We start from the raw sequence: 23,518 nt of genomic DNA, 5'->3' as shown, positions 1-23,518 counted from the left end.
TTTTAAGATATTGATTTTGCAAAATAGCGACTGCGCTAATTACCATTAAATCGCGGTTAGCGTCTGTTTTCTGGTAGCTTGCTTGCTTTTTCCGTATCGACCCACCAAGTATCTAAGCCAAGATCATAAGTAGGGCGGTGCTCGGGGCGTGAAAACTTGTCCCAACTTGCGACTCGATACTGGCTGTTATGCCAAGCAGGAATGGCGTAGAAATTCCAAATCAGTACGCGGTCTAACGCTTTACCTAAGTGCAGTAGCGCTTCTGGGTTTTCTTGGTTTTCTGCAATTTTGTCCGTCAAATAATCTACAGCAGGATCTTGAACCCCAGGGCGATTATAAGTGCTGTCGATGTAGCGACTGTTCCAAACAATTTGCAGGCTGGTGCTTGGGTATTTGTCTGAGCTTATTGATGCGAATACCATGTCGTAATCACGGTCTTGGTAACGTTTTAGGTATTGAGTGGTATCGATAGTGCGGATCTTCATCTCAATGCCCATTTGCTTAAGATTTTTTTGCACTGGGATGGCAAAGCGTTCCGTTGTTGGGCTGTAAATCAGTAACTCAAAGCTCATAACCTCGCCGGTTTTGACATGGGTCATGACTTTATTTTTTAGCTCCCAGCCGGCTTCTTTCAATAGTTTAAAAGCGGTACGCATTTGTTTGCGAATGCGGCCTGAACCGTCGGCAACGGGTGCTTGATAGGCTTCGGTGTACACTCGTGGCGGGATCTGGTCTTTAATCGGCGCTAGCCATTTGACTTCTTCAGGGCTAGGTAAGGCGCTTGCTTGGTACTCTGAGTATTGGAAATAGCTTTGAGTTCGAGTGTATTGACCATAGAACATATTCTTATTCATCCACTCAAAATCGAGCGCATAAGTTAGAGCTTCACGTACTTTCGGGTCGTTGAATATCGGGCGTTGGATATTAAAGACGAAACCTTGCATCGACTGAGGAATGGAGTGGTCGATTTCTTCTTTCTTGATATAGCCTTTATCGAAGTTGACGCCGTTATAGGCCGTAGCCCAGAATTTAGCGACGCCTTCTTGGCGAATATCAAACTCACCAGCTTTAAAGGCTTCTAGCATTACGGTGTCGTCACGATAGTAGTCGTAGGTGACGGTGTCGAAGTTATTGCGGCCAACGTTCACGGGGAGATCTTTCGCCCAATAATCTTCTACGCGTGAATAGGTGATGCTCTGGCCTGATTTGAAATTAGAGACCACATAAGGGCCGCTTCCCAGCGGTGGTTGGCTTAGCGGGTCGGCTAGGCTTTTATCTTGCCAAAAATGCTCGGGCAAAATAGGAATGTTACGCAGTACCGCGAGCAGTTTTTCTCGGTTAGGTATCGTCATTTCAACGCGAACGGTTCGCTCGCTGGTGGCCTTGACGGATTTTACGTCTTTGTAATAGGTCTTAAATTGCGGCACGCCTTCTGCCAAGAACTTAGCAAATGTGAATTCCACATCTTTGGCTAATATTGGCACACCATCATGAAACTTGGCGTTTTGGTTGAGATCAACTTCAAGCCATGTGAAATCGTCGGAGTAGCGAACGGTTTTTGCGATTAGGGCGTAAGAGACATCAATATCATCAGGAGAAATGTAGAACAGCGGGTCGTTGATTTTGCCAACAGCAGACCCTGGGTTACCACGCGAAGCGTAGCGGTTGAAGTTGTCAAACGTGCCTATGGTGCCATAGGTCACACTGCCACCTTTAGGGGCGTCGGCTTTCACGAAATCAAAGTGAGTAAAGCCACTTGGGTACTTTGCTTCACCAAACCCAACGATGCGATCGGTTTCAATAACATTAGCCGCAAATCCTGCGCTGCATTGCAATGTGAGCCCAAAAGCAATGGTCCATTTCTTCAGCATCGATTTCTCCTTAATTCGATTGTCCACTAAATCAGTATAAAGTGATTGTTTTCATTATAGAAGCTCAAGCTGTTAAATAAAGCAAGCAATCGGATATATTGACGTATTGGTCGATAAATTGATTCAAACTTCCTTCGATATATAGCTCATTGTTATCAAATGTTAAATCAGAATTTTCTTTGTTGATGTGTAGGTGAGTAATGGCGAAGACTGAGCGTAATGCAGCAGTAGAATAGAAAAGGGCCTCCGGTGATGGAGGCCCTTTTTTTTGTTTGCCCAGCGAAGCTGGCAAACCCATTAGGCTGAAAGAAGCCTAAATCACCCTGATTGAGGGGAAGATAATCCGAATCGCAAGGGCGTTGCTGGCCAACGGCAGGGTTTGAAGGAAGCGATAGGAAGTTAACAGTACACAACGAAAGTGAACCTGATTCGGCAATTTAGGTGGGTAAGCGTGCAAAATAGCGTGAAGCCCGATACTCAATCAGACCTAGATTGTGCTTGAGGGTGGCATTGTTAACAGGGAGCCAGTGCAGTAACTGGGGAAGCCTGACATCACATCCGAGCAAACGTCGGAAGCATAAACTCAAGGCGAGAGCCAAGATCTATGTTGGTGCGAGGTGGCAGATGAATCCGTAGTAGTGAGTAAAGCTCGGCCGGTGAAGCCCAGTAATGGTGTGGAGGATAAAACTGAGCTGACCATCAGTAACACGTCTGATGGGACAACATTTTGCCAAAAGCAATCTGGTGTTGCGAAGGGATGAAGTACATTTTAAGTCTGTGATGAGCAGATGTTTTTTTTTCAGTGGTATACAAGTTGATTAGCTATCGAGGTATTCCGTCTCGGTCTTTGTGAAAGCAAAGCACTGAAGCGAGAAACCGTACAAGGGAGTAACTCTGACTCACTCTAGTAAATTGCCATTGAGCTAGAAGGCTAGAGAGTGGAGTGAAATACACCAACACTGTGAGAGAGCATTTGTCCCCACACGGCACACAATCTAAAGGAAAAAGTTGAGAGTTTACTACAGTTTATATGGTCACTTGCTCCACAAAGAGCGACTCTATAAAGGATTTAAAAAAGTGTGGAAAGCGAAAGGCGCGGCCGGAATAGATAGGCAGAGCCTAAGCGACTACGCCCAAAATCTGAGTGATAACCTAGATCAACTTCTTCTGGAACTCAAAACCAAGCGATACACCCCTCAACCCGTCAGACGGGTAGAAATACCGAAAGATGATGGTGGGGTGCGATTACTTGGGATCCCAACAGTACGGGATAGAGTTGTCCAACAAGCTCTAAATGATCTATTAACCCCAATCTTCGAAGAGCAGTTTCACCCATCCAGCTTTGGGTATAGACCGAATCGAAGTTGTCACGATGCTATAAACAAAGCGACGATGTTCATCCGTCGATACGGAATGCAACACGTCGTAGATATGGACTTATCGAAGTGCTTCGATAAGCTCGATCATGAGCTTATTCTAAAAAGCATTAAGAAACGAGTCACAGACAGTAGCGTACTGGAGCTCATCAAACAGTTCCTGAAAAGTGGCGTAATGGTTGATGGAGAGTGGCAGCATACCGAGATAGGTAGTCCGCAAGGTGGAGTAATAAGCCCACTGATAGCGAACATCTATCTGGATGCGTTTGATCAAGAGATGCGAAAGCGAGGACATCGAATAGTCCGTTATGCCGACGACATACTGATCTTCTGTCGCAGCCGTAAAGGTGCAGAAAATGCGCAAGTACAGGCAACGAAGGTCCTGGAAAAACAGCTCAAGTTAACGGTGAACGAAACCAAATCACACATAGCGCACAGCGGCGAAGGTGTGAAATTCCTTGGAATAGAAATCGGTAGCCATTATAGCCGTATTCAGCCAAAGAAAATGTCGACGTTCAAAGGAAAGTTGAAGCGAGTGACAAGACGCAATGGTGGTAAGCCATTGTTAGAAGTCATTAAACAACTGAATCCACTTCTGAGAGGGTTCAGCCAGTACTTTCGAATAGCGAATGCCAACAGGGAGTTTAAGAAACTGGCCGCGTGGTTAAGGCGAAGACTTCGCAGCGTCCAATTACGATTATGGAAAAAACCGACCCGACTCCACCGCAGGCTAAGACAGCTAGGTTACGAAGGGTCATTCAGGTATATCTGTATGGATAGTTGGAGAAATGCTGCGAGTCCATTAGCCAGTTACTCGATGCCAAATCAATGGTTTAACGACCTTGGATTAGTGAATCTTGAACACGTTAGGACAGGATATGTGTTCAGCCATTATGCTGAATGGAAATGTGCATGAGCCGTATACGAGGTCCGTACGTACGGTTCTGTGAGAGGGATGAGGCGGAGACGCCTCACCCTACTCGATGGCGTTTTAAAACGTTGATATCATTTTAAATGATAGGGTACGTTATAGCGAAGCAGCTTGTTTGTTTCTGTTGGTTATCTTGTTCTTGATCGTACGGAACGGCACTTTAATGTCTTCCAAAATTAAGTACAAACAAGGCACTAACACAAGCGTAAGCAGCGTAGCGAACAACACCGCAAAGCCTAACGCAACGGCCATTGGCGTAACAAAACGAGCCTGTAAGCTGGTTTCGAACATGATTGGTAATACCCCTGCAAATGTGGTGATAGAAGTTAAGGTGATAGCACGAAAACGCGCGCAACCTGCTTCTATCACGGCTTCTTTGATCGCCACACCACGGGCTCTTGCTTGGTTAACGTAATCTGTCATGACCAAGGAGTCGTTGATCACCACGCCTGCTGCGGCAATCAAACCGAAGGTCGACATCATGCTTAGCTCTAAGTCGAACCAGAAGTGGCCCCAAATGGCACCGGTTAAACTAAACGGGATAACCGACATGATGATCAAAGGTTGGCTGTAGCTTTTCAGCGGAATCGCCAACAGCATATAAACAATGATCATGCCTGCTAAGAAGAACAGGATTTGCTGGTTTTGTTGTGCTTGCTGCTCTTCAATCGCGCCGCCAAGTTCAGTTTTCACTTGTGGGAACGCTTCGAACAGGTCTGGCAACAGTTTTTCCTGAATATCCTTAACTACCGCGTTGAAGCTGTAGAATTTCTCGATTTTTCACCGATTTCCCATGTTTTTATCGTCATTAATCCTACTGGCAACGGCGTAAATACTGCTCGATGGTAGCGGCCTTTATCATGGTAAGGAAAGATAGAGCGACAGGATGAGAGTTAATTTGGGTTTTTCGCTGATTTTAGAGGTTTTACCCTCTAGATGATGCAATTCCGTAGCTTTTCCATGTTGTGAAGCATGCTGAACATCGCCCATTGGGCGTTCACTTTCTCTTGTCCTCTTAGCGTAAATCGATTCATCTGTTTGTTGACGGTGATGTTGCCAAAAACAGGTTCAACACACCCAAGCCGTTTACTGTATTGCCGCCTTCCTTCTGGGCTATCAATCTTGTCTTTCATGGCTTGCATGTGGTCAAAGTCTTTGGTGTTTTTGTAGATGAAGAAGACTTGTCGACCGACTTGCTTGCCAGGCGGTTTTCTCATGCACAGCGGTTGATGAACGCATTGTCTGCAGTCGTTTAGGTATCCACAAAACTGAGCACCACGCTCTCCACGGATGACGGCGTTCTTGCTGCTCAGCCGCATCATATTTCCTGCAGGGCATCGGCAAGTCATGTCGTCTTGGTTGAACTCGAACATAGAAATGGAGTAACAGGTTTTACCTGTTTTCGAGCGTTTCTTTCGTTTTTTCGCTTGCTCGGTCTGATAGGTTTCACTGTTTTGAAACAGCGGATTACGGCTGCGAAATCCAGTGTCTGCTATGTAACAATCATAAGGAGTCTCAGACAGGAACTTGAGGTTGGTTTTACTATGAAATCGGCTGTCTGCGGTGAACTTGGTGGTGCGCTTGAGCTGTTGGGTAGCTTCTCTAATTGTTCTTTCAAAGCGAGCACTGCAGGCTTTAATGTTTGCTGTTCACCAACGCTTCCCCACACTTGGCTGTGTAAAATAATTTGGTGCTTGTCATCCGTGATGGCGATGCCGTTATAACCTTGAATCGTACCTTTTGAGGTGGTCATTTTAGCGCTGTCATTGTCCGTGATGTTGCTTTTTACGGGTTTTTTACTGCTGCCCAATTTGTCTTTAGTGCTCGCCAGAAATGAACCTATTTTATCGGCGCTGCTATCAAGCTTTTGTTTTTGTCTTAGGTCTTGTTCGATAACTTCATTTGGGAGCGAATCTTGGCTTTGATGACGCTCGATAATTCGCTGGCTCGCCCGCTGTAGTTTTTCTTTTTTACGGCGAAGCTCTTCGTGTGTGCCACTCCATTCCTTACTGGCATTGGATGAAATTTTACAGCCATCAATAGCAAACATGTTACGGCCTATTAGGCCTTGTTCATCGCATATCATGAGAACCTGAGTGAACAGTGGTTCGATGGTGTCCTTCATTTGTGCGATGAAAGCCGCGATAGTGGTGAAGTGTGGTCGCTCGTCGCCCGATAAGCACATGAAAGTGACATTGTTGATGCAGGCTGTTTCTATGCGTCGGCTAGTTAACATGCCGAGGGAATAGGCGTAAAAAATAACCTTAAGCATGATGGAGGGTGGATAAGCCGCCGCCCCGTTTTTGTCGTTGTGGTAGTGCGCATCAAAGGGCGAGAGGTCGAGGTGGTTATCGACAATGTGGGAAATCGCATACTCAATAGTTCCGGGGATGAGTTGTTCATCGATGATGATAGGGACGAACATGTTTTGGTTCGAGTAATCGGTTTTGAAGTTGGGCATAACCGTGTCTTGTGGCGAATAATTTAGATTAGATCACAAGGAGTTAGTGCGTTCAAGTTCATATCGTGATGAAATGGCGGCAGGATCAGAATTGAGACGGGCGAGGAGAAATTCTACAGCCTCGTTGGGTTCTACTTGCTCCTCATCAATAGAGCCGTAGATATAAACAGTGCGGTAACCTTTTTCACGTCGAATGTTACTGATGCCCGGTTTTTGGGTGATTTCTACTACGTCTCCAAGCATCACTTTCTTGCCGGTTGGTGTTGTGATCAAAGCGTAGCGTAGTGAAGAAAATGCTTCACGTGTCAGTTTCGGGTAACGAACCATGACTTTGACTTCTTCACCGTTACGAAGAATACGCTGCGCTTCACCACCGTAGAAGCTACCACCGACTTGTTTCGCAATGGTCGATAAATCTAACCCTAGGTCATAAGCTACAGGGGTTAGGCTCAACAACACTTCTTGGCTGGCGGTATCAATAGAGGAGCTAATATCGTATAGCCCTTTTTGGTTTTGTAGTTGCGAAATGAAGAAGCGACCGGCTTTATTCAAGGTTTCGATGTCTGGCCCATATAGTAGGTAACCAAACTCATCACCGCCTTCACCGCCGTTAACATCATCAGCTATGGTGAACGATTTCATACCGGCAATGGTTGGCATTTGTTCACGCCAGCGACGAGATAACTCAAAGGTGGTGAAAGGTCGGTGTTCTTCATCAACCAAGGGCACAATAATCTGGCCTTTGGTTCGGCTTCGGGTCATTGACATGGTTGATTTCACCATGCCTTTACCGTATTCGGCAATGGTGGCTTCATCAACTTGATAAATGACTTTTTCGATGGTTTTTAACGCTGCAATGGTTTGCTCATCCGAAACCGTGTCGTTCATAGTAATCGAGACGGCAGGGAAATCGTGTGGCACTTTTGGGCTAGGGACAATTCGCACAAAGCTTGACGTAACTAACGCAGCACTAATCACCAGCAACGCAATGAAAGTAGCAAATACAGACCAGCGCCACTTAGTGCACCATTCCACAAAGCGCTTATACGGGCCGTTTACAAAACCGAAGAAGCGCGTATTGAATCGATCTCTCCAGCTGCCTTTTTTAATGGGTGTGAAATGGGTATGAGCCAAGTGAGCAGGCAAAATTAACTTAGATTCAATTAAGCTAAATACCAAACACAAGATAACCACCACCGCGATGCCTAAGAAGAACGCACGTTCTGGCCCTGTCGACATGATGAAAGGCGCGAATACCGCAATGGTCGTTAACACACCAAAGGTCGCCGGAGTTGCAACTTTTTTCACGCCGCTGACCACGACATCAACGCCGCCTCCGTGTTTTTCAATTTCGGTATAGGCGCTTTCCCCCATCACAATGGCATCATCAACCACGATACCCAGTACCATGATAAAGGCGAATAGCGAGATGATATTAATGCTGATGCCAAAAATAGGCATCATCATCAACGCGCCAAGGAAACACACAGGAAGGCCAACCATTACCCACATCGCCAGTTTAACGCGTAAAAATAGGCTGAGCAGTAATGCCACCAAAATGGCACCTTGCAGCAGGTTTTTTAGCATCATATCGAGACGAGCATTGAGGTAGTAGGTCATATCGACCAGGCTGTGTAGCTCGTACCCCTGAGGCAGAGTTTTGTTTCTTGCTTCAATGTAAGCATTCACAGTTTTAGCAACGGGGACCATGTTTTGGTCTTTGGTTGCTTTCACCGATAGGTAGGTAGCGTTTTCACCGGAATATTTGAAGTAGAGATCGCCTTCAACAAACTCGTCTTTGATGGTGGCAATGTCTTGAAGCAGAACTTGTTCACCGTGGTTGCCGATTTTCACCGGAATACGTCGGAACTCGTCACCGCTGTAATATTTGTTTTCGATTCGAACCGATATCTGGCCCGTGTTCGTGCGCACCATACCTGCCGAGTAGTTAGCAGAATAACTGGCGATAGACTGGCTGACACTGCTCAGTGTTAAATCGTACTTTCTTAATGTATCTGGGTGGATCTCGATGGCGATTTCATCCAGTGGTGAGTAACGCTCCACCAAGTCAACATTACTTAATAGGCGCAATTCGTCTTCAATGGTTTTCGCCAGTGGTTTGATTTCTGATAGCGGCTTGTCGGCAGACAACACCATAGAAATCACTTCTTGCTGAAATTCAACCTGACTGACGTTAATCGGCTCCATGGCCCCAGGGAAAGAGGAGATGCTGTCTACCCGCTGTTTGACCTTATCGAGCACTTTCGACAGGTCTTTTTTCGGGTCGATTTCTAACTGTAGAGAGCCGCTGCCACGAGACGCTCTGGTGACGGTCTTTTTAATTTCCGTTACATCTTTAATCGAGTCTTCAATTTTAATTAAGATGCTTTCTTCGATTTCTTGTGGCGAAGCGCCGGAATAGGTGGCGTCTATCGTTATGTAATTGATTTCGATATTCGGAAACATTTGCTTCTGAATAAAGAAATAGGTGGCAGTACCCATAATGAGGATAAAAATCATCAATAGGTTGGCAGCAACCGAATTATTAGCAAAGTAGGCAATAAGGCCCGTTTGCTTGGGAATGGGATGGCGAGAGATGGTTTGCTCTGGCTCGTTTGAATTGAGTTCAGACATGGGTTTCCTTACTCTTTGTCTTGTTCAGCGTTAGCAACAATCACGTCCATGCCCACTTGTGGGTACTCTGGCACGGTGGTGACAAGTTGGTCGCCCTCATTTAAGCCTTGGTCAATCAAGAACAATTGGTTTTCTTCACGCAATACGTTCACGGTGCGCGCTAGCATTTTATTATCTGGGCCAACCACCCATACGATGCGGTTATTGACCATTTCTTGAGGCAGACGATAAATGTGCTTGAGTTTCTTGCCAGCAAAGTGCACTTGAACATAGGAGCCGAATTTAAGAGCCGGTTTGTTGCTTGCGACGCCGTATGGGTCTTGAATGCGTACAACCAAGTTGATCATGCGGGTGCTGCTGTCAACAATACCTAGGTCTCGAGCAATTTCGCCTTTGCGTTCAATGGTAACAACGCCGTTTGAAACGATATTGGCGGCCGTGCCTTCAAGTACATCTGGCAGGAACGCACTGTCGAACCCTGCAATCGGTAAGATCACTTCACCTGCTTCGATGTTATTAATTGTGGCAACTTGAGTACCAGCAGGGACGTATTGACCCACACCGATTTTTCTCTCGACCACTAACGCATCATATGGCGCAATAACCTTGCAGTTGTCGAGATCACGACGTGCGCGTTTAAGCCCAGCTTGCGCCGATTTTACTTCTGCTTTGGCACTCAGTACTTGAGGCTTACGTAAGTAAAGGTCGGTGACTTGTTTGTCGCTGAGTTTTTTTGCTTGGCGCTTAGCCACTTCTGCTTTGGCTTTTTCTTCAATCAGGCTCGCCTGAGCTTTGGCCAATTGTGCTTCTGCTTGTAAGACTGCGGCTTGGTAATTGTCTTGCTCTAAGGTGAATAAGACTTCGCCACGCTTAACGACACCACCGGCGACAAAATTTGGGTGCCAACTGGTGACTTCTCCTGATACTTGGGCAGAAAGCTGCGTTGCTTCTAGCGGAGCCAGTTCACCAAAGCTTGATATAATAACTTGATGGTCTGTAGGTAAAATCGACTGGGTCGTTACTGTTGGTGCTGTGGCAATGGGTGGCGGTGTATCATCTTCCGGTGCGGCGTGTTGTATCGCGGTATAGCCCGCATAAGAAGCCAGTACAATCAAAATAGGCAGTAGCCATTTGATGATCTTTTTAAACATACATATCCCTAGTATCAAATTTCGCCCAAATCGGCGAAGTGACGTCATAATTATTCGAAACGTTGATTCTGTTTACATCCAAATGCTAGTTGGCATTTATAAAACTGCTCACAAAACCCTTCGCAAAAAACGCGCCAAATAAAAAGTTAATATTAATAATGACTTACACCGACTTAAAAATCAGCGTGGCGCGCAGTTATGCGATGAAAACCAATGGTTGGTTAATCTCACCAACGAATGGTGGTCATGTTACACCATATTAACTTTCGATTCTGTCCGAGAATGTCCTAGAAGTGGCTTGTTGGATGTCTGCGTGTCTCATTAATGAGTTAGGTGTCAATTAACTGGCAAATTCCCGTCAATGTCAATTTATCGTCAGAGATGCACATGAAATAACCTACGCTGATTGTTTTACATAATACAATAATGTACGATTTCGAACTAATGTCACGTATTGATGGCAATGAACCAAGGGTTTTACAATTTGCTTGCATGTAACCCGTTCTTTATAAATTAAATATAACGATTAAAAAAATGAGAAAGATAGGAAGAAACAAACAAAATGGGATGTTCGTTATTGAATTTGCCCTTGGTTTTATCGTGCTTTTTATGTTCACTATGCTGATTTTTGAGACTTGTCGGTTGACGTATATTTGCTCGGTGTTGGACTACGCGACTGCGGAAGCGGCGAGGGATGCTCGGGTTCAACTAGAGAAGAGTAAAAAATTCTCAGAGTATAAGTTAGCCAATTGTGATTCAGATTATAAAGATGATCCCAAAAAGCTTCAGGAATGCCATCGAGTTCAAAAGATGGCGGGTAATGATTTAGCAATCTGGTATTACGCGTTCATTAAAGAAAATGCGACCCCTCTTTGGAAAATATTTACGAGTGAGAATGACTATAGCCTGTCTGTAGTGCCATACAAATCACCTCAGGATTACGTGTCAGGGAAAGCATATAAAGGCCAAAAAATGTGGGATGAAGCTGCGTTGGCTGAGTACACAGTGACTTACACCTACAGCCCTATTATGTTTCGTTGGTCTTTTACGGAACGACCGATTACTAGGCGTTTGTTAATTGTCCAAGATACGGCGATGTTTCGTAGCAAGTTGAAAGGCGAATGACATGAATATCAAGAATCAAAAGGGTGTATTTAGCATTGAACTGGCTTTCGTTCTGCTAGGCATGACCGCATTTCTATTTTTTATCTTTGACTTGGGCTTTCAGGTTATACAAAAAAGTCAACTTAACCGTACCTCGTATGCTATGGTGTCTGTGCTTAAAGAAAGAAAAGGCTTCTATACCAAAGGAACTCGCAGTACCAACTGGGATATTAATCAGACTCAAGCGAAAGAAATGTACCAGATGGCGCGTCGACTTTTAGACGCTAAGCAAACGGACATACGCGTTAATATCGGATTTAAAAGTGGCAAAAAAAATGAGTTTTCACTGACTGCTGGGGATTCAAGCATTCCTTGTAATGCAGCCCAAATGACTAATGAGCTCGTCGACGGCAGTAAACACGATCTCAATGTTTACCGGGTAACGGTATGCCGACGCGTGCCTGTTTTCTTTGAAAAAGTGATCGGTGACGATAATGAAAAAGATGACCGCGTACTTCAATCCACTTCAATTTTTGTAGGGCGTTAAGATCATGAGGTCATTAAAAAAACAATCCGGTGCTGCTGCTATCTACTTTGTGTTTATCGCGATTGCCATTTTAAGCATGGGTGCTCTTGGTGTAGAAGGGAGCAGATATATCACTGAAAAAGCTCACCTAGGTGACGTTATGGAAGCAACTGCTATTGCGGTATCTGAGAGTGATGAGATTCGTGATGAAGCAGGGTTTGACCAAAAAAGAGCGACGAAGACGGCAACCGCTTGGGTCAATTATTTAGTTCCCGATAATAAAGGGGCTGATTTTACCGTCTCTCGAGAAAAACATACCTACAAGAAAGAAGTGAAACCTAAGGTCTTTGTTGAACGCACAGTTCATCATTACAAAATCGATAGTACCACTACACAAGATTCCTGGATGTACATGAAAGGATTACCTTCCTTTGATAAACAGCAGAAAGTATACAACAAAGCGACGGCTGCTAGGGTGAGGACAGATTTTGAACCCGTCGATGTGGTGTTTGTGTCGGATTTCTCAGGGTCGATGAAGAATTACAATCGAATTGGTAACCTTAAAAAAGCAATTAAAAGCGTTACTACGACCATCTTTGACGCAACACAAGAACTAAAACAAAAACACCCAAATGAAACGATTAATGATTCATCTTTTGGTTTTGTGCCATTCTCTAAGCGAATTGTAGTTAGAAAGGGGGATAAGTTCTTTTGTTCATCGTTACTGTTGGGGAAAAAGTTATCTATATTTGATAGGCCGAGAGGAAATAACACTTTTGACTCGTTAGTTAGTAGCAGCGATAGAGAACGTTGGTATAAAGACAATAGATTTACTAGCGAAGAAAGAAGGGTGAGTGAGAAGTATGTTACGTGGGCGAGATCTCGCTCATATTATCGGGTATTAGGGTTAGATTGTAATCACGGTAGTGGATGTCGAAGCGGATGGAATGATGAGTTTAGAGATCATATAGACTATAGGCGAACGGCCAAAGAAATTCAGCTGTCGGATGAACTTAAGTTAATGACGCCTCTAAAATTGGGTTCAAGCGTGACAAAAACGGCTAATGAAAGCTTTTGCTCAACAAGATCATCTACGCCGGCGCACTATATGCTGGAGAGGGTCGAAATGAACTCGAGTACGCAGCTAAGTAAATTCAACAACGATATCAATAAGATGAGAATCGGTGGTGGGACAGATATGTATCAAGGCTTATTGGCTGCGCCACAACAATTATATAGAGGGAAGAATAAGAATCGATTTATATTTGTATTGTCAGATGGTGAAGAAAACAATAATAGTTTTAAAAAATTGGTAAACAATGGCTTATGCGAAAATATTCGCAATGAGCTGAGTACAAATGAGAAAGGTGAGGCGGTTAAATTTGAAATGTTTGTAATTGGCCTTAAGTTTAACAATAAGGCTCAAGCTTATAAAGATTGCTTTGGCAAACACATCTACGAAGTAAAAGACTTGAGCAAACTTAAAGACGTCATTATGGAGTTACTCAGTACCACGACATCTTACAATGTAGAACGCTAGCACCCATCAGCCCCCTTAGTAACGAGGTCCACAATTGTGGGCCTCTTTTTTATAGATAAGCTCACGTAATACCATGAGCGTCATTTTTATGGCGCCAAGTTTTTCTAATGTTCTGGCAAGTGTTTGATTGTTTACAATTTCAGCCTATTAGCTTGATGGTAGGACGATTGGCTGATCGAAAAATAACCCATTATTGATTTAAGTATCTGTTTCCTATTGAATGTCAGTGTTCTGTCAAGAGTGGTATTATATCAAATAAATAACTTGTAATGTGATGTTGATTCAGTAAACTAGGCGGTGTCAAAAAAACGTTGCTAGTTAAACCTTTGTCCTTTTCAGTGTTTCTAGCTTTGCATTAAATCTTATAAAAAGAGAAAGTAAAAATGAAAAACCTAATTAACCAGTTTATCAAAAATGAAGACGGTGTTACGGCTATTGAATATGCAGTTATTGGAGTGGCTATGGCGGCAGTTTTGGGTGTTGCTATTGGTGCTGATAATGACGCCGGTTTACGTGGGGCGATTAATCGAGCATTCGTGAAAATTAGCAACCAAATTGATATAAAATAATTCGAGTAACTACAATCTAAAAGCTGGTATTTAATAATGACAAGTTTACTTAAATCTTTTCTGAAAGACCAAAGCGGTGTAACGGCGATTGAATATGCTGTAATTGGAGTTGCAATGGCTTCTGTTCTTGGAGTTGCTCTAGGTACGGATAATGAAAGTGGCCTTCGAAGTGCGATAGATCGTGCCTTTATCAAAATTACGAATCAAATTGACAACCCATCTGTCGGTCCATAAATGACGGTTGTTATTTTTCTTTCAATATTGACCGTCTTGGCGGTCAATATTTGTATCTCAGACTGGAAAGAAAGGCTGATCAGCAACAAACTGGTCGCCCTTAACTTTGCAGTCTGTTTGTTTATCGCTTTGCTATTGGATGTTTCCCCAATTTGGCAAGGTTTGGTTATATCCCTAATTACTTTTGTTATTGGTTTATTTCTTTTTAAATATAAAGTGTTTGGCGCCGGCGATATTAAGTTATTAATGGGCTATTCATTGTGTTTTGATTTTTCTCTCGCGCTGAATAATTTAATTGGATTTTTGTTGGTAGGCGGTGTGGTGGTGATGTTTCAGTTTGGCTGGGCATATTTGACTGCAGGTTACCAAGAGCTAAAGGAACGAGGTGTCCCGTATGGGATCGCAATAGCTAGTGTCAGTACTTTTAATATCGTTTGTTTAGTATTGGACCCATCCAACCTATGAAACAGAGATTTACCCACCTTTTAGCCATTCTAGCGCTTGTTGTTGGCGTTTATGGCGTATTTAACGAAGTATTCGCGACGAAACCTGAGCCTACTGCGTTTGAACACGTTGAAGTGCCAGAGCGTAAAGTACGCGTATGGCTTGCCAACCAAACCATTGAGCGTGGTAGCAATTTTTCGGCGAAGTTAGTAGAAGCTGAAATGCGCTTAGAAGATGAAGCTGACTTTGCCTTGTTAGATCTCCCTTACAGCAAAGGTGCGGTATTTCGTCACCGTATTCGTCCGGGTGAAATGTTAACCCCTGACGACCTTATTACGCCAGACAACCCAGATTACGTCGATACCATTATAAGCAACGGCATGAGTGCTTTCCCATTGGCGATGGAGCAACGTCATATTGTGGCTGCAGGCATTAAAGCCGGCGATTTTATCGATATTTTGGCACTCACTTCTTTGCAGCAAAACATGGCAAGACGTGATGAAGTTGAATCGCCACGAGACGCCAACATTGATGTGAAGCCATTACTCAATCAAGTTCGAGTATTAGCCGTTCGCGGTAAAACGTACGATGATCAAGATCTTATTCATTACAGCCAAGATGAAGCCAGCACCATGATTACTTTGGTTCTGGAAATACCACACAAATTCATCAGTAAAATGACGCTCGCTCGTCGTTTGTCCGCATTGGAAGTGTATAAGTCTCGTAACCAAATGTATTTGCCGGAAGCGCAAACCAAAGACATTTTACCTGGCTATCAAGGCATTGTGGAACTTCGCGGTTCACGTCGCAGCTAATCACTGGAGCTATTATGAAATTATCTATTCTACCAGTCGTCGCTGCGGCTTGTGTAAGTGTTGCTGCCCCAAGCATGGCGGCAAACATCACCATTTCTTTAGGGGACGCCACTAGCGTTTCAACTAAACAAGAAATAGGCACCATTTTTGTTTCATCGCCAGACATTGCAGATTATCAAATATTGGATGCTAATAAATTCGTTATTTTTGGCAAAGAACGTGGTGATACTCGCATCATGGTATTTGCCAAGGACAACAGCAAAATTTACGAGCGCAAAGTGAGCGTTGTTCGTGATGTTAGACTAGTGAATCGCCAACTAAAGTTGCACTACCCAGATCTCAACGTGAAAGTTGAAGCGATTGACGAGCAGGTGTTAGTACAAGGCGAAATCATTAACCAAACTCAGCATTTAGAAGTGATCAAGCTGATTGGTGAATTGCTCAAGCTAGAAAAAATTGAAGATAAAAAAGACAGTAAAGATGACGATAAGTCTAAGCCGACTGAGATGAAACCCGTTGTCGCTGATTTTAATACCAAAGTGGAATACAAAGGCTTGGTCGACAAGTTGAAAATCGCTTCTGCTGATCAAATCAACGTGAAATTGTCCATTGCAGAAGTAAGTCGTCAACTTAATGAAGAGCTTGGTTTTAAGTGGGCAGCAGATACCGGAAATGCAGGGCAGTTCTTATTAACAAATTTTAAAGCTGAAAACCTGAGTACCTTAATCTCTGCCTTGAACGACAATACGTTGGGACAAATGCTAGCAGAGCCAAACTTGTCTGTGATTTCGGGTGAGTCTGCGAGTTTTCTTGTCGGGGGAGAGCTCCCAGTCGTTAGCTCCAGTGCTAACGGGCAAAGCGTTTCATATAAAGAATACGGAATCAAACTTGGCTTTGCTGCCAAAACGCTGGAAAGCGGTAGAATTCGGTTGAAGTTAAAGCCAGAAGTGAGCACGTTAGATCAGTCCTATAAAGATTCGGGTTCGTTCTACCCTTCTTTAAGAACACGTAAGGCTGACACCACTCTTGAATTAAAAGATGGCGAAAGTTTTGTGATCGGTGGCTTGATGAGTAGTGAAGACGTTGAAGGTATTTCAAAAATCCCTGGTGCTGGTGACATCCCTATCATTGGTGCGTTATTTCGAAGCGCCGCCACTAAACGCGAAAAACGCGAGCTTGTTATCGTAGCCACCGTAAACCGCGTTAAACCACAACATGCATCTGAAATTCAGCTGCCAAGCATGTACCCAACCAGCACGTTAAAGCGTTTGTTTGGCATGAGTGACACGCCTAAATATCAAGTGACTTACGATCTACTCTCTCAAGGTGGGTTTAAAAAATGATCCAAATAACAAGAATAAAACACACCCTTGTAACCTTGGCAGCAATCACTCTGTTAGCGGGTTGCAGTGGTAAGCCGATTACAGGGACAGAAGCGGTATTGGTTCCTGTGAAAGCGGAGCTAAAGCTGGGCTATAAGTCGACTAAGCAAGTTGAAAAAAATAAGCTAGAGCAAAAAGCGCGAGACTTTGTTGTTAGCCAGTTTGAACAAGACGCCGAGCGTATCGTCATTGTTGCCCACACAAAAGCCGGTAAGCAACTGCAAGCTAAGTTAAAAAGCGACTTAGGCAAATACCAGCAGTGGATCGAATACCAACAGCAAGACAATGGCAAAGCAACGTCAGACATAGTGCTTACCTCTCATCGCACTCAGGTGATCATGCCACCTTGTCCTCAACTCAGCAGTAGTAATACCTGGAGTATGCAAGACGGCTGCTTTGTTGATCGTGCGCGCCAAAAATCGTTGGCCACTCCGTCAACACTCACGCCTGTTGTTTCTGAGTTGTCAATATACGATCAAGAGGGGCTGTAATGTTAGATCTTACCTCTGCGCTTAAAGCGACCGAATCGCTTACCGAAACCAAAGAAGGCTTAAACTCAGCCCTATTTTATCAATCGGAGCATTGCCAACGTTTAGTTCAGGAAGTGTTCAGTTTTGATTCACTGGGTGAACCTGATCTGTTGGAAATGAAACCAACGGCTTGGAATGAATTTTTTGAAACCAATACCATTCGCCTTGATCTTGTTCTAATTGAACTGACTGAATGTGACGATGTGATCGCCAAAATTGCAGAGTTATCTCCGCAAATCCCTAATACCGCGTCTGTTGTGGTTATTGGTAAAGAAGACGCCATTTCAACCATACGTTCTTTAAAAGAAATGGGGTTCTACTACGTTTTCTGGCCAGTCGTTAAAGCCGAATTGAGTGACTTCATGCGCCATGTAGTACGTAACCACCATGGGGGAAAAGGCTTAGGCAAAGAGCGTAAAGCAAAGCGCATTGCTGTGATTGGTGCGAAAGGCGGTGTGGGTTGCTCTTTAGTTGCTTGTGAGCTTGCCAGCTTCTTACATAAAGAAACCCATAGCCGAGTGATGCTGGTTGATCATAACTATCGTGACAGTAATCTGGATGTTCTGTTGGGCATTGATGAATACGAAAAGCTCGATATGAATAAATCGTCTGTACAGGTTTCTCAGCTCGATGAAGACTCGGCCCAAGGCCTGATGCAAAAGGTCTGCAGTGGTATTTCATTGCTGGCTGTGGATGGCGAAAAAGCCGCGATTGATGATTGCACTAAGCAAACCGACGTCATGGTGTCTTTGTTGTTGCGTCGTTACAACATGGTGGTAGAGGACTTCTCTAGCTCGGTTGAGTTTCCAATAGATTATCTTCACCTCTGTGAGCATTTCGATTCAATTTTGGTTGTGACCGATCCGACGGTTTCTGCGGTACGTTCCGCTAAACGTGTATTGCATAACTTAGATATTGCTGCACGTAACAGCTTAAAAACGCCTCGCTCTTTGCTAGTACTCAATCAACACAGAACGTACCGAGATGGCGTGCTTTATGCCCAAGAAATCGAACAACAATTAAAGCGCAAAGTGGACGTTGAGATCGGTTACGAAAAAGACATCCCGTCGGTTTTGTTATCAGGTAAGCGATTTACCGACATGAGAGGGAAATTCTCTACTCGCATGTTGAACCTAGCAAGTTTGGTGTTAGGCCGTTCCATCATTATAAAAACCAATCCGTTTGTCGCTGCTCTGCAGCAATTTAAATTGAAGTTCGCCAAATAATAAATAGTGAGTCATTAAATGAGTGCTGCCAAATCCCTATATCTAGACATTCGTAGCCGAATCTATGAAGCCCTTGATACCTCAGCGGTCGAAAATGCGAACAAGGAGCAGCTTCGCACTCAATTAACCAACGGTGTTGATATGTTGGTTGAGCAAATGGAACAGCCTATTCCTGCGATCATGCGTCGTCAGTTTGTCACCAATTTAATAGACGAACTCACAGGCTTAGGGCCCTTACAGCCACTAATGGATGACGAAGACATTACCGATATCATGGTCAACGGCCCAGACAATATATTTGTTGAGCGCCATGGCATGGTTGAAAAAACCGACATCAGTTTTGTGGACGACAACCAACTTCGCCAAATTGCCCAGCGCATTGTTTCTCGCGTTGGCCGCCGTATTGATGAATCGACCCCAATGGCGGATGCCCGCTTGCCCGATGGTAGCCGTGTGAATGCGGTGATCAGCCCAATCAGTATTGATGGTACGGCTATCTCAATCCGTAAATTCAAAAAGCAAAGCATTGGTTTACCAGAGTTGGTTGAATTTGGCGCACTGAGCCCGCAAATGGCAAAAGTGTTGATGATTGCGTCGCGCTGTCGTTGCAACATTTTGATTTCAGGCGGTACGGGTTCAGGTAAAACGACGTTGTTAAATGGCTTGTCTCAATACATTTCTGAAAAAGAACGTGTTTTGACCATTGAAGATGCCGCGGAACTGAAGCTACAACAACCTCATGTTTTGCGCTTGGAAACTCGCGTCGCCGGTACAGAAGGCACAGGCACTATCTCGCAGCGCGATTTGGTGATTAACGCCCTTCGTATGAGGCCGGATCGCATAATTATTGGTGAGTGTCGTGGCTCTGAAGCGTTTGAAATGTTGCAAGCGATGAACACAGGCCACGATGGTTCTATGTCTACCTTGCACGCCAACACCCCCCGTGATGAGTTGGCTCGTGTAGAAAGTATGATCATGATGGCCAACTTGAGCTTACCGCTTGAAGCCATTCGCCGCACTATTGTGAGCGCCGTGAATATTGTGATTCAAGCCAACCGTTTACACGACGGCACTCGTAAAGTCACGTCTATTTCTGAAGTTGTAGGCTTGGAAGGCGAAAACGTGGTGATGGAAGAGATCTTCCGTTTCGAAGCGGACGAGCGCCAAGGCGAAGGGGAGAAGATCTCCGGCCGCTTTATGACGCCAGGCTTAATGCAGCGTTCAGAGTTAGCGAAAAAAGCCCGTTTCTTTGGCTTGTATGAAGAGCTGATGGCGGCGTTTAGGTAGGGCAATGCAATTATATCTTTCTATTTTGCTGATTGGAGCCGTGGCGTTTTATTACAGCCGCATGCTGAAAAAGCAAAAAGTAAACATGATCATAAAAGACAAGCACTCACTTGCCGAAGACGACATCGATTTAGTCAACTTGTCATCATTAAAAGGTGACAGTGTAAAAGATAAGTTGTTGATCAAATTGAAAGCCGTCGCTAAGCAGTTGGGTAAAAAAGGGTTGATGCAAGCCATCGTGGGTATCACATTGATTAGCTTCGTCATGAGCTATGTGGTTGGTGTGTATCTTGCCCTCGGCTTTGTATCTGGTATGGCGACATTGGCGGCAACCCCATTTGTTGCAACATTTTTGCTGATTCGTTTTTTGATTGCTCGTCGTAAGAAGCGATTCGAAGCCTCGTTTCCTGACGCCATCAACTTGATGACCAGTGCGGTAGGTTCAGGTGAGAGTGTGATGCAAGCGATTCAGTTTGTGGGTGATAAATTAGATAGCGAAGTAGGTAAAGAATTTAAATGGATGGGGCAACGCCTACAAATTGGTGAGTCTCCAGACGAAATTTTTAAACGTTCTTGCCAGAACTGCCCCTATAAAAGTTATCGCTTTTTCATCATTACACTGCGCGCCAACATGAGCCGGGGTGGTCAGCTCAAAGAGATCATGGCTCGGCTAAACCGTGTGTTGTTTGATGCTCGGTCGGTGGAAAAGAAAACCAATGCCATGACCTCTGAAGCGCGTCTTTCCGCCAAAATAGTAGGGGCAATTCCCTTTCTCTTCTTGTTTGGCATGAAATACATGAGCCCAGAGAACTTTGATTTCGTGATTCATGATGAAGGCGGCCGTATGATTTTGTATTACCTGATCGGTAGTGAAACCATCGGCATGGCGATTATTTGGTTCCTAATTCGAGGTATTCGCTAATGTCTTCGATGATCGTTTCTATTATTACCTTTTTGCTCAGTATTGTTGTGTATTCCACGCTGCGTAATTCGTCTCAAGCGAAGCAACGTACTCGAATGCATAAGTTACTTCAAAGTGAAGAAGTCGAGACGGAAGCTCGAAAGAAGTTTCGCATTGCAATGACCAAGATCAGTGCAGAAAACAAGCAAGAATTTGAGCAAAAGTTGGAACAGGCTGGCATTTATAACCGAGGTTTGGCGCTGTATTACCTGCCCGTCAAATTCGGCATCATTTTGCTCTCCTTCGGCATTGCCGGATTCATGGTATTTACCGACAGTTGGGTTCTGGAAGATGTGCTGATTCCTGTTTTTGGTATTTTAGTCGCTGTGATTGTGGTACCAGACATGGTGTTGGCGTCTAAAAAGAAAAGTGTCGAACGCAGTGTTGGTCGCGAACTGCCTTACTTAATTGATTTAATGGCGGTCTGTGTTCAAACCGGTATGACGTTAGAATCTGCATTAGCGTATTTGGCCGATGAACTGGAAGGGTTTGATAAAGATCTGGCGTTCCACATCAAGAAAACCGCAGAGCGGGCGAGGTTAACAGGGCTAGAAAGCGCCTTAACTGAGCTAGCGGTTCGTATTAATACTCAAGAAGTGCGCAGCTTTACTTTTACTTTATTGCAAAGCCTACAACACGGTAGCTCTATTTATCAGGTGTTGATTACCTTGTCGAAAGACATCCGCGAAGTTCAGATGCTGGAAACGGAAGAAAAGATTGGTTCCCTTTCGGCAAAAATGAGTGTGCCTTTGATTATTTTTATCATGATGCCCATCGTTATTTTGATTATTGCACCGGGCGTCATGAGGCTGATGCAATAGCGGCCGAAAAATTGGCAGACCATGTGTTAATGGCGGATGCATTAACGAAGTAATTAATAACCAAGCATGTACTAAATACGCATTACAGAAACGTCATGAAGACGAACGGTAATGCATGATATGCCGTTAGGAAAAACAATGAGACTAATTCCAATATTGCTGCTGATGATGTTAGCGGGCTGTAGCGCAACGCCGCAAAGTACCATTAGCGACGAAAAAAGAATGGAAATCACGGAGAATTACCAAGGATTACAAGAAAACTACCGTGAACGTTTGCAAAAGAACCCAAAAGATCATGAAGCATCGGTCAAGTTATCTCAGGTGTATTTTCGGGCTGGGGATGTAGAAGCCGCCAGCTATTACATCGATCAAATTCCAGATGAAGCGTGCAGTGTGCAAGATGGTTGCTGGCTAACTCGTGCCAACATTGCCTATTCCAACGAAGACTATGAAAACGCAAAGTACTTTATCGATTACAGTTTAGCGGTAGGTAAAGATGCTTTTCAGGTCAAAAACTTGTATGGGATCATCCTATCAATTGAAGGGGAATATAAGCTCGCGAAACAGTATTTTTTCGAGGCGCGCTTGGGGTTTCAAGACGAAGATGCGATCAAAAATAACTTGGCGATGACCGAGATGATGGAAGGCAAGTATCAGGAAGCTGCAGAACGTTTAATGCCTCTGTATAAAAAGCGCAGCTCAGATCCAACCATTAAAGCTAACTTGATCGTGAGCTTAATGCGATCTAATCAAGAGTCGGTCGTCAAGCAAATGCTTTTGCAAGAAATGGACGAAGAGAAGGCGCTGCGAGTGTTTGTTCAATTGAAGGATGACCTTAATCGCTTGCAAGAACCGACTTTATTGCCTTCGGGCGAATCATTTACATCGGAGGTTCTTTCGCAACCGTCGATGACAATCGAAGAGGTATAACAATGAAACAGTGGCTACTTGGCGTGCTTATTACGCTTTCAACTCAAGCTTTCGCAGAGCAAACATTATTGCAACAGATGTGTGAAACCACGGCTTTTAACCAAGAGTTGACCGTGACGATGGACACCCCCGTTGTGATTGCCAATCATCGCAATGGCCGTTTGGTTTCAGGGCAAGAGGCAAAAGACATGGACCTCTCTCGTTTTGCTCCGTTGCTTGTGGCGAATAACAGCATTTCTGACGATTGCTTGGCATATCTTCAGCATCGTAGCGTGCTTAAGGTAAGTAGCAGTAAAGCCAAAGTCACCTACAAAGGTGAACCTATTTTGGCTCGTGTCTTCTTTCATTTTGACCGTTCTCAGCTAAGTGAAACATCAGTACGCATTTTAGACCACATTGCAGAACAGTTGAAAAACAGCCCAAACATGGTAACGCTAGAAGGCCATACGGATGCCATGGGCAGTAAAGAATACAACTTAGCATTGGGTCTTCGTCGTAGCCAAGAAGTTGAAAAGTACCTAATCGCTAAAGGCATTAACCCAAATACCATGCAAGCCATGAGTAAAGGTGAAAGCCAGCCAGTGTCTGACAACGCAACGCAACAAGGGCGCGAAAAGAACCGCCGTGTAGAAATTAAGATTTAAAGCTAAAGAAGGCTTAAGGCTCGGGGCGCAAGGCCTCGGGTAGGAGCTGGCTAAAGAGAAGTAAATGGAAGATATAGAACC

General features: G+C 44.3%; 19 protein-coding genes and 2 pseudogenes. 16 read left to right on the top strand and 5 right to left on the bottom strand.

Translation table 11 applies throughout. The features are described from left to right. Positions 1-56 precede the first annotated feature (56 nt). Entirely contained in the window at positions 57-1,871 is a 1,815-nt protein-coding gene (locus VTAP4600_RS18505; RefSeq protein ID WP_102524272.1) for an extracellular solute-binding protein, read from the bottom strand. Between the two features lie 1,008 nt (positions 1,872-2,879). Here VTAP4600_RS18505 and ltrA point away from each other — a divergent pair. Continuing rightward, positions 2,880-4,163: a group II intron reverse transcriptase/maturase gene (gene ltrA / locus VTAP4600_RS18495; protein WP_102521018.1), complete on the top strand. Its 1,284-nt coding sequence runs from the start codon at positions 2,880-2,882 to the stop codon at positions 4,161-4,163. Positions 4,164-4,274: 111 nt separating this feature from the next. On the opposite strand, the pseudogene VTAP4600_RS18490 reads toward ltrA, so the two are convergent. The 4 genes and pseudogenes from VTAP4600_RS18490 to VTAP4600_RS18475 form a co-directional block, all read right to left on the bottom strand. Beyond that, positions 4,275-4,928, bottom strand: a pseudogene (locus tag VTAP4600_RS18490) (efflux RND transporter permease subunit); the annotation flags it as partial. 182 nt (positions 4,929-5,110) lie between these two features. Further along, positions 5,111-6,639 (bottom strand): annotated as a pseudogene (locus VTAP4600_RS26805) (transposase). 33 nt (positions 6,640-6,672) lie between these two features. After that, positions 6,673-9,273, bottom strand: a complete 2,601-nt coding sequence (locus tag VTAP4600_RS18480) for an efflux RND transporter permease subunit (RefSeq protein ID WP_102524270.1) — start codon at positions 9,271-9,273, stop codon at positions 6,673-6,675. Between the two features lie 8 nt (positions 9,274-9,281). Beyond that, positions 9,282-10,424, bottom strand: a complete 1,143-nt coding sequence (locus VTAP4600_RS18475; protein WP_102524269.1) for an efflux RND transporter periplasmic adaptor subunit — start codon at positions 10,422-10,424, stop codon at positions 9,282-9,284. Positions 10,425-10,958: 534 nt separating this feature from the next. Between VTAP4600_RS18475 and VTAP4600_RS18470 the strand changes: the two genes are divergently transcribed. From VTAP4600_RS18470 to VTAP4600_RS18400, 15 genes are all read left to right on the top strand, one after another. After that, positions 10,959-11,549, top strand: coding sequence for a TadE/TadG family type IV pilus assembly protein (locus VTAP4600_RS18470; RefSeq protein ID WP_102524268.1), 591 nt, complete (start codon positions 10,959-10,961; stop codon positions 11,547-11,549). Between the two features lies 1 nt (position 11,550). Further along, positions 11,551-12,075 carry a tight adherence pilus pseudopilin TadF gene (gene tadF / locus VTAP4600_RS18465; protein WP_102524267.1) on the top strand — a complete coding sequence of 175 codons (525 nt, stop codon included), beginning with the start codon at positions 11,551-11,553 and terminating at the stop codon, positions 12,073-12,075. A gap of 4 nt (positions 12,076-12,079) precedes the next feature. After that, entirely contained in the window at positions 12,080-13,594 is a 1,515-nt protein-coding gene (locus tag VTAP4600_RS18460) for a pilus assembly protein (RefSeq protein WP_102524266.1), read from the top strand. A gap of 383 nt (positions 13,595-13,977) precedes the next feature. Beyond that, the gene (locus tag VTAP4600_RS18455; protein WP_102524265.1) at positions 13,978-14,163 is read left to right on the top strand and encodes a Flp family type IVb pilin; all 186 of its coding nucleotides are present in this window, start codon (positions 13,978-13,980) and stop codon (positions 14,161-14,163) included. A 36-nt stretch (positions 14,164-14,199) separates the two neighbouring features. Then, a complete protein-coding gene (locus VTAP4600_RS18450) occupies positions 14,200-14,397 on the top strand; it encodes a Flp family type IVb pilin (protein ID WP_102524264.1) in 198 nt (65 codons plus the stop codon). Continuing rightward, positions 14,398-14,862: an A24 family peptidase gene (locus tag VTAP4600_RS18445; protein WP_102524263.1), complete on the top strand. Its 465-nt coding sequence runs from the start codon at positions 14,398-14,400 to the stop codon at positions 14,860-14,862. Further along, the gene (cpaB, locus tag VTAP4600_RS18440) at positions 14,859-15,656 is read left to right on the top strand and encodes a Flp pilus assembly protein CpaB (protein WP_102524262.1); all 798 of its coding nucleotides are present in this window, start codon (positions 14,859-14,861) and stop codon (positions 15,654-15,656) included. The genes VTAP4600_RS18445 and cpaB overlap by 4 nt, the downstream gene beginning before the upstream one ends. A 14-nt stretch (positions 15,657-15,670) precedes the next feature. Further along, a complete protein-coding gene (locus VTAP4600_RS18435) occupies positions 15,671-16,999 on the top strand; it encodes a type II and III secretion system protein family protein (protein ID WP_102524261.1) in 1,329 nt (442 codons plus the stop codon). Further along, positions 16,996-17,529: a hypothetical protein gene (locus tag VTAP4600_RS18430; RefSeq protein ID WP_102524260.1), complete on the top strand. Its 534-nt coding sequence runs from the start codon at positions 16,996-16,998 to the stop codon at positions 17,527-17,529. The genes VTAP4600_RS18435 and VTAP4600_RS18430 overlap by 4 nt, the downstream gene beginning before the upstream one ends. After that, positions 17,529-18,794, top strand: coding sequence for a CpaE/TadZ family protein (locus tag VTAP4600_RS18425; protein WP_102524259.1), 1,266 nt, complete (start codon positions 17,529-17,531; stop codon positions 18,792-18,794). Before VTAP4600_RS18430 ends, VTAP4600_RS18425 begins: the two co-directional genes overlap by 1 nt. Positions 18,795-18,812: 18 nt before the next feature. Beyond that, positions 18,813-20,081 carry a TadA family conjugal transfer-associated ATPase gene (locus VTAP4600_RS18420; RefSeq protein ID WP_102524258.1) on the top strand — a complete coding sequence of 423 codons (1,269 nt, stop codon included), beginning with the start codon at positions 18,813-18,815 and terminating at the stop codon, positions 20,079-20,081. A gap of 4 nt (positions 20,082-20,085) precedes the next feature. Further along, positions 20,086-21,003, top strand: coding sequence for a type II secretion system F family protein (locus VTAP4600_RS18415; protein WP_197708689.1), 918 nt, complete (start codon positions 20,086-20,088; stop codon positions 21,001-21,003). Next, positions 21,003-21,863: a type II secretion system F family protein gene (locus tag VTAP4600_RS18410; RefSeq protein WP_102524257.1), complete on the top strand. Its 861-nt coding sequence runs from the start codon at positions 21,003-21,005 to the stop codon at positions 21,861-21,863. The genes VTAP4600_RS18415 and VTAP4600_RS18410 overlap by 1 nt, the downstream gene beginning before the upstream one ends. A gap of 138 nt (positions 21,864-22,001) precedes the next feature. Beyond that, on the top strand, positions 22,002-22,793 hold the full coding sequence (locus tag VTAP4600_RS18405) for a hypothetical protein (RefSeq protein ID WP_102524256.1): 792 nt from the start codon (positions 22,002-22,004) through the stop codon (positions 22,791-22,793). Positions 22,794-22,795: 2 nt separating this feature from the next. Beyond that, positions 22,796-23,437 carry an OmpA family protein gene (locus VTAP4600_RS18400; protein WP_102524255.1) on the top strand — a complete coding sequence of 214 codons (642 nt, stop codon included), beginning with the start codon at positions 22,796-22,798 and terminating at the stop codon, positions 23,435-23,437. Positions 23,438-23,518 lie beyond the last annotated feature (81 nt).

This window comes from Vibrio tapetis subsp. tapetis (genome assembly GCF_900233005.1).
In the GTDB taxonomy this organism is placed as follows: domain Bacteria; phylum Pseudomonadota; class Gammaproteobacteria; order Enterobacterales; family Vibrionaceae; genus Vibrio; species Vibrio tapetis.
The sequence above is the reverse complement of the archived record's forward strand: the minus strand, read 5'-3'. Positions and strand labels throughout refer to the sequence as shown.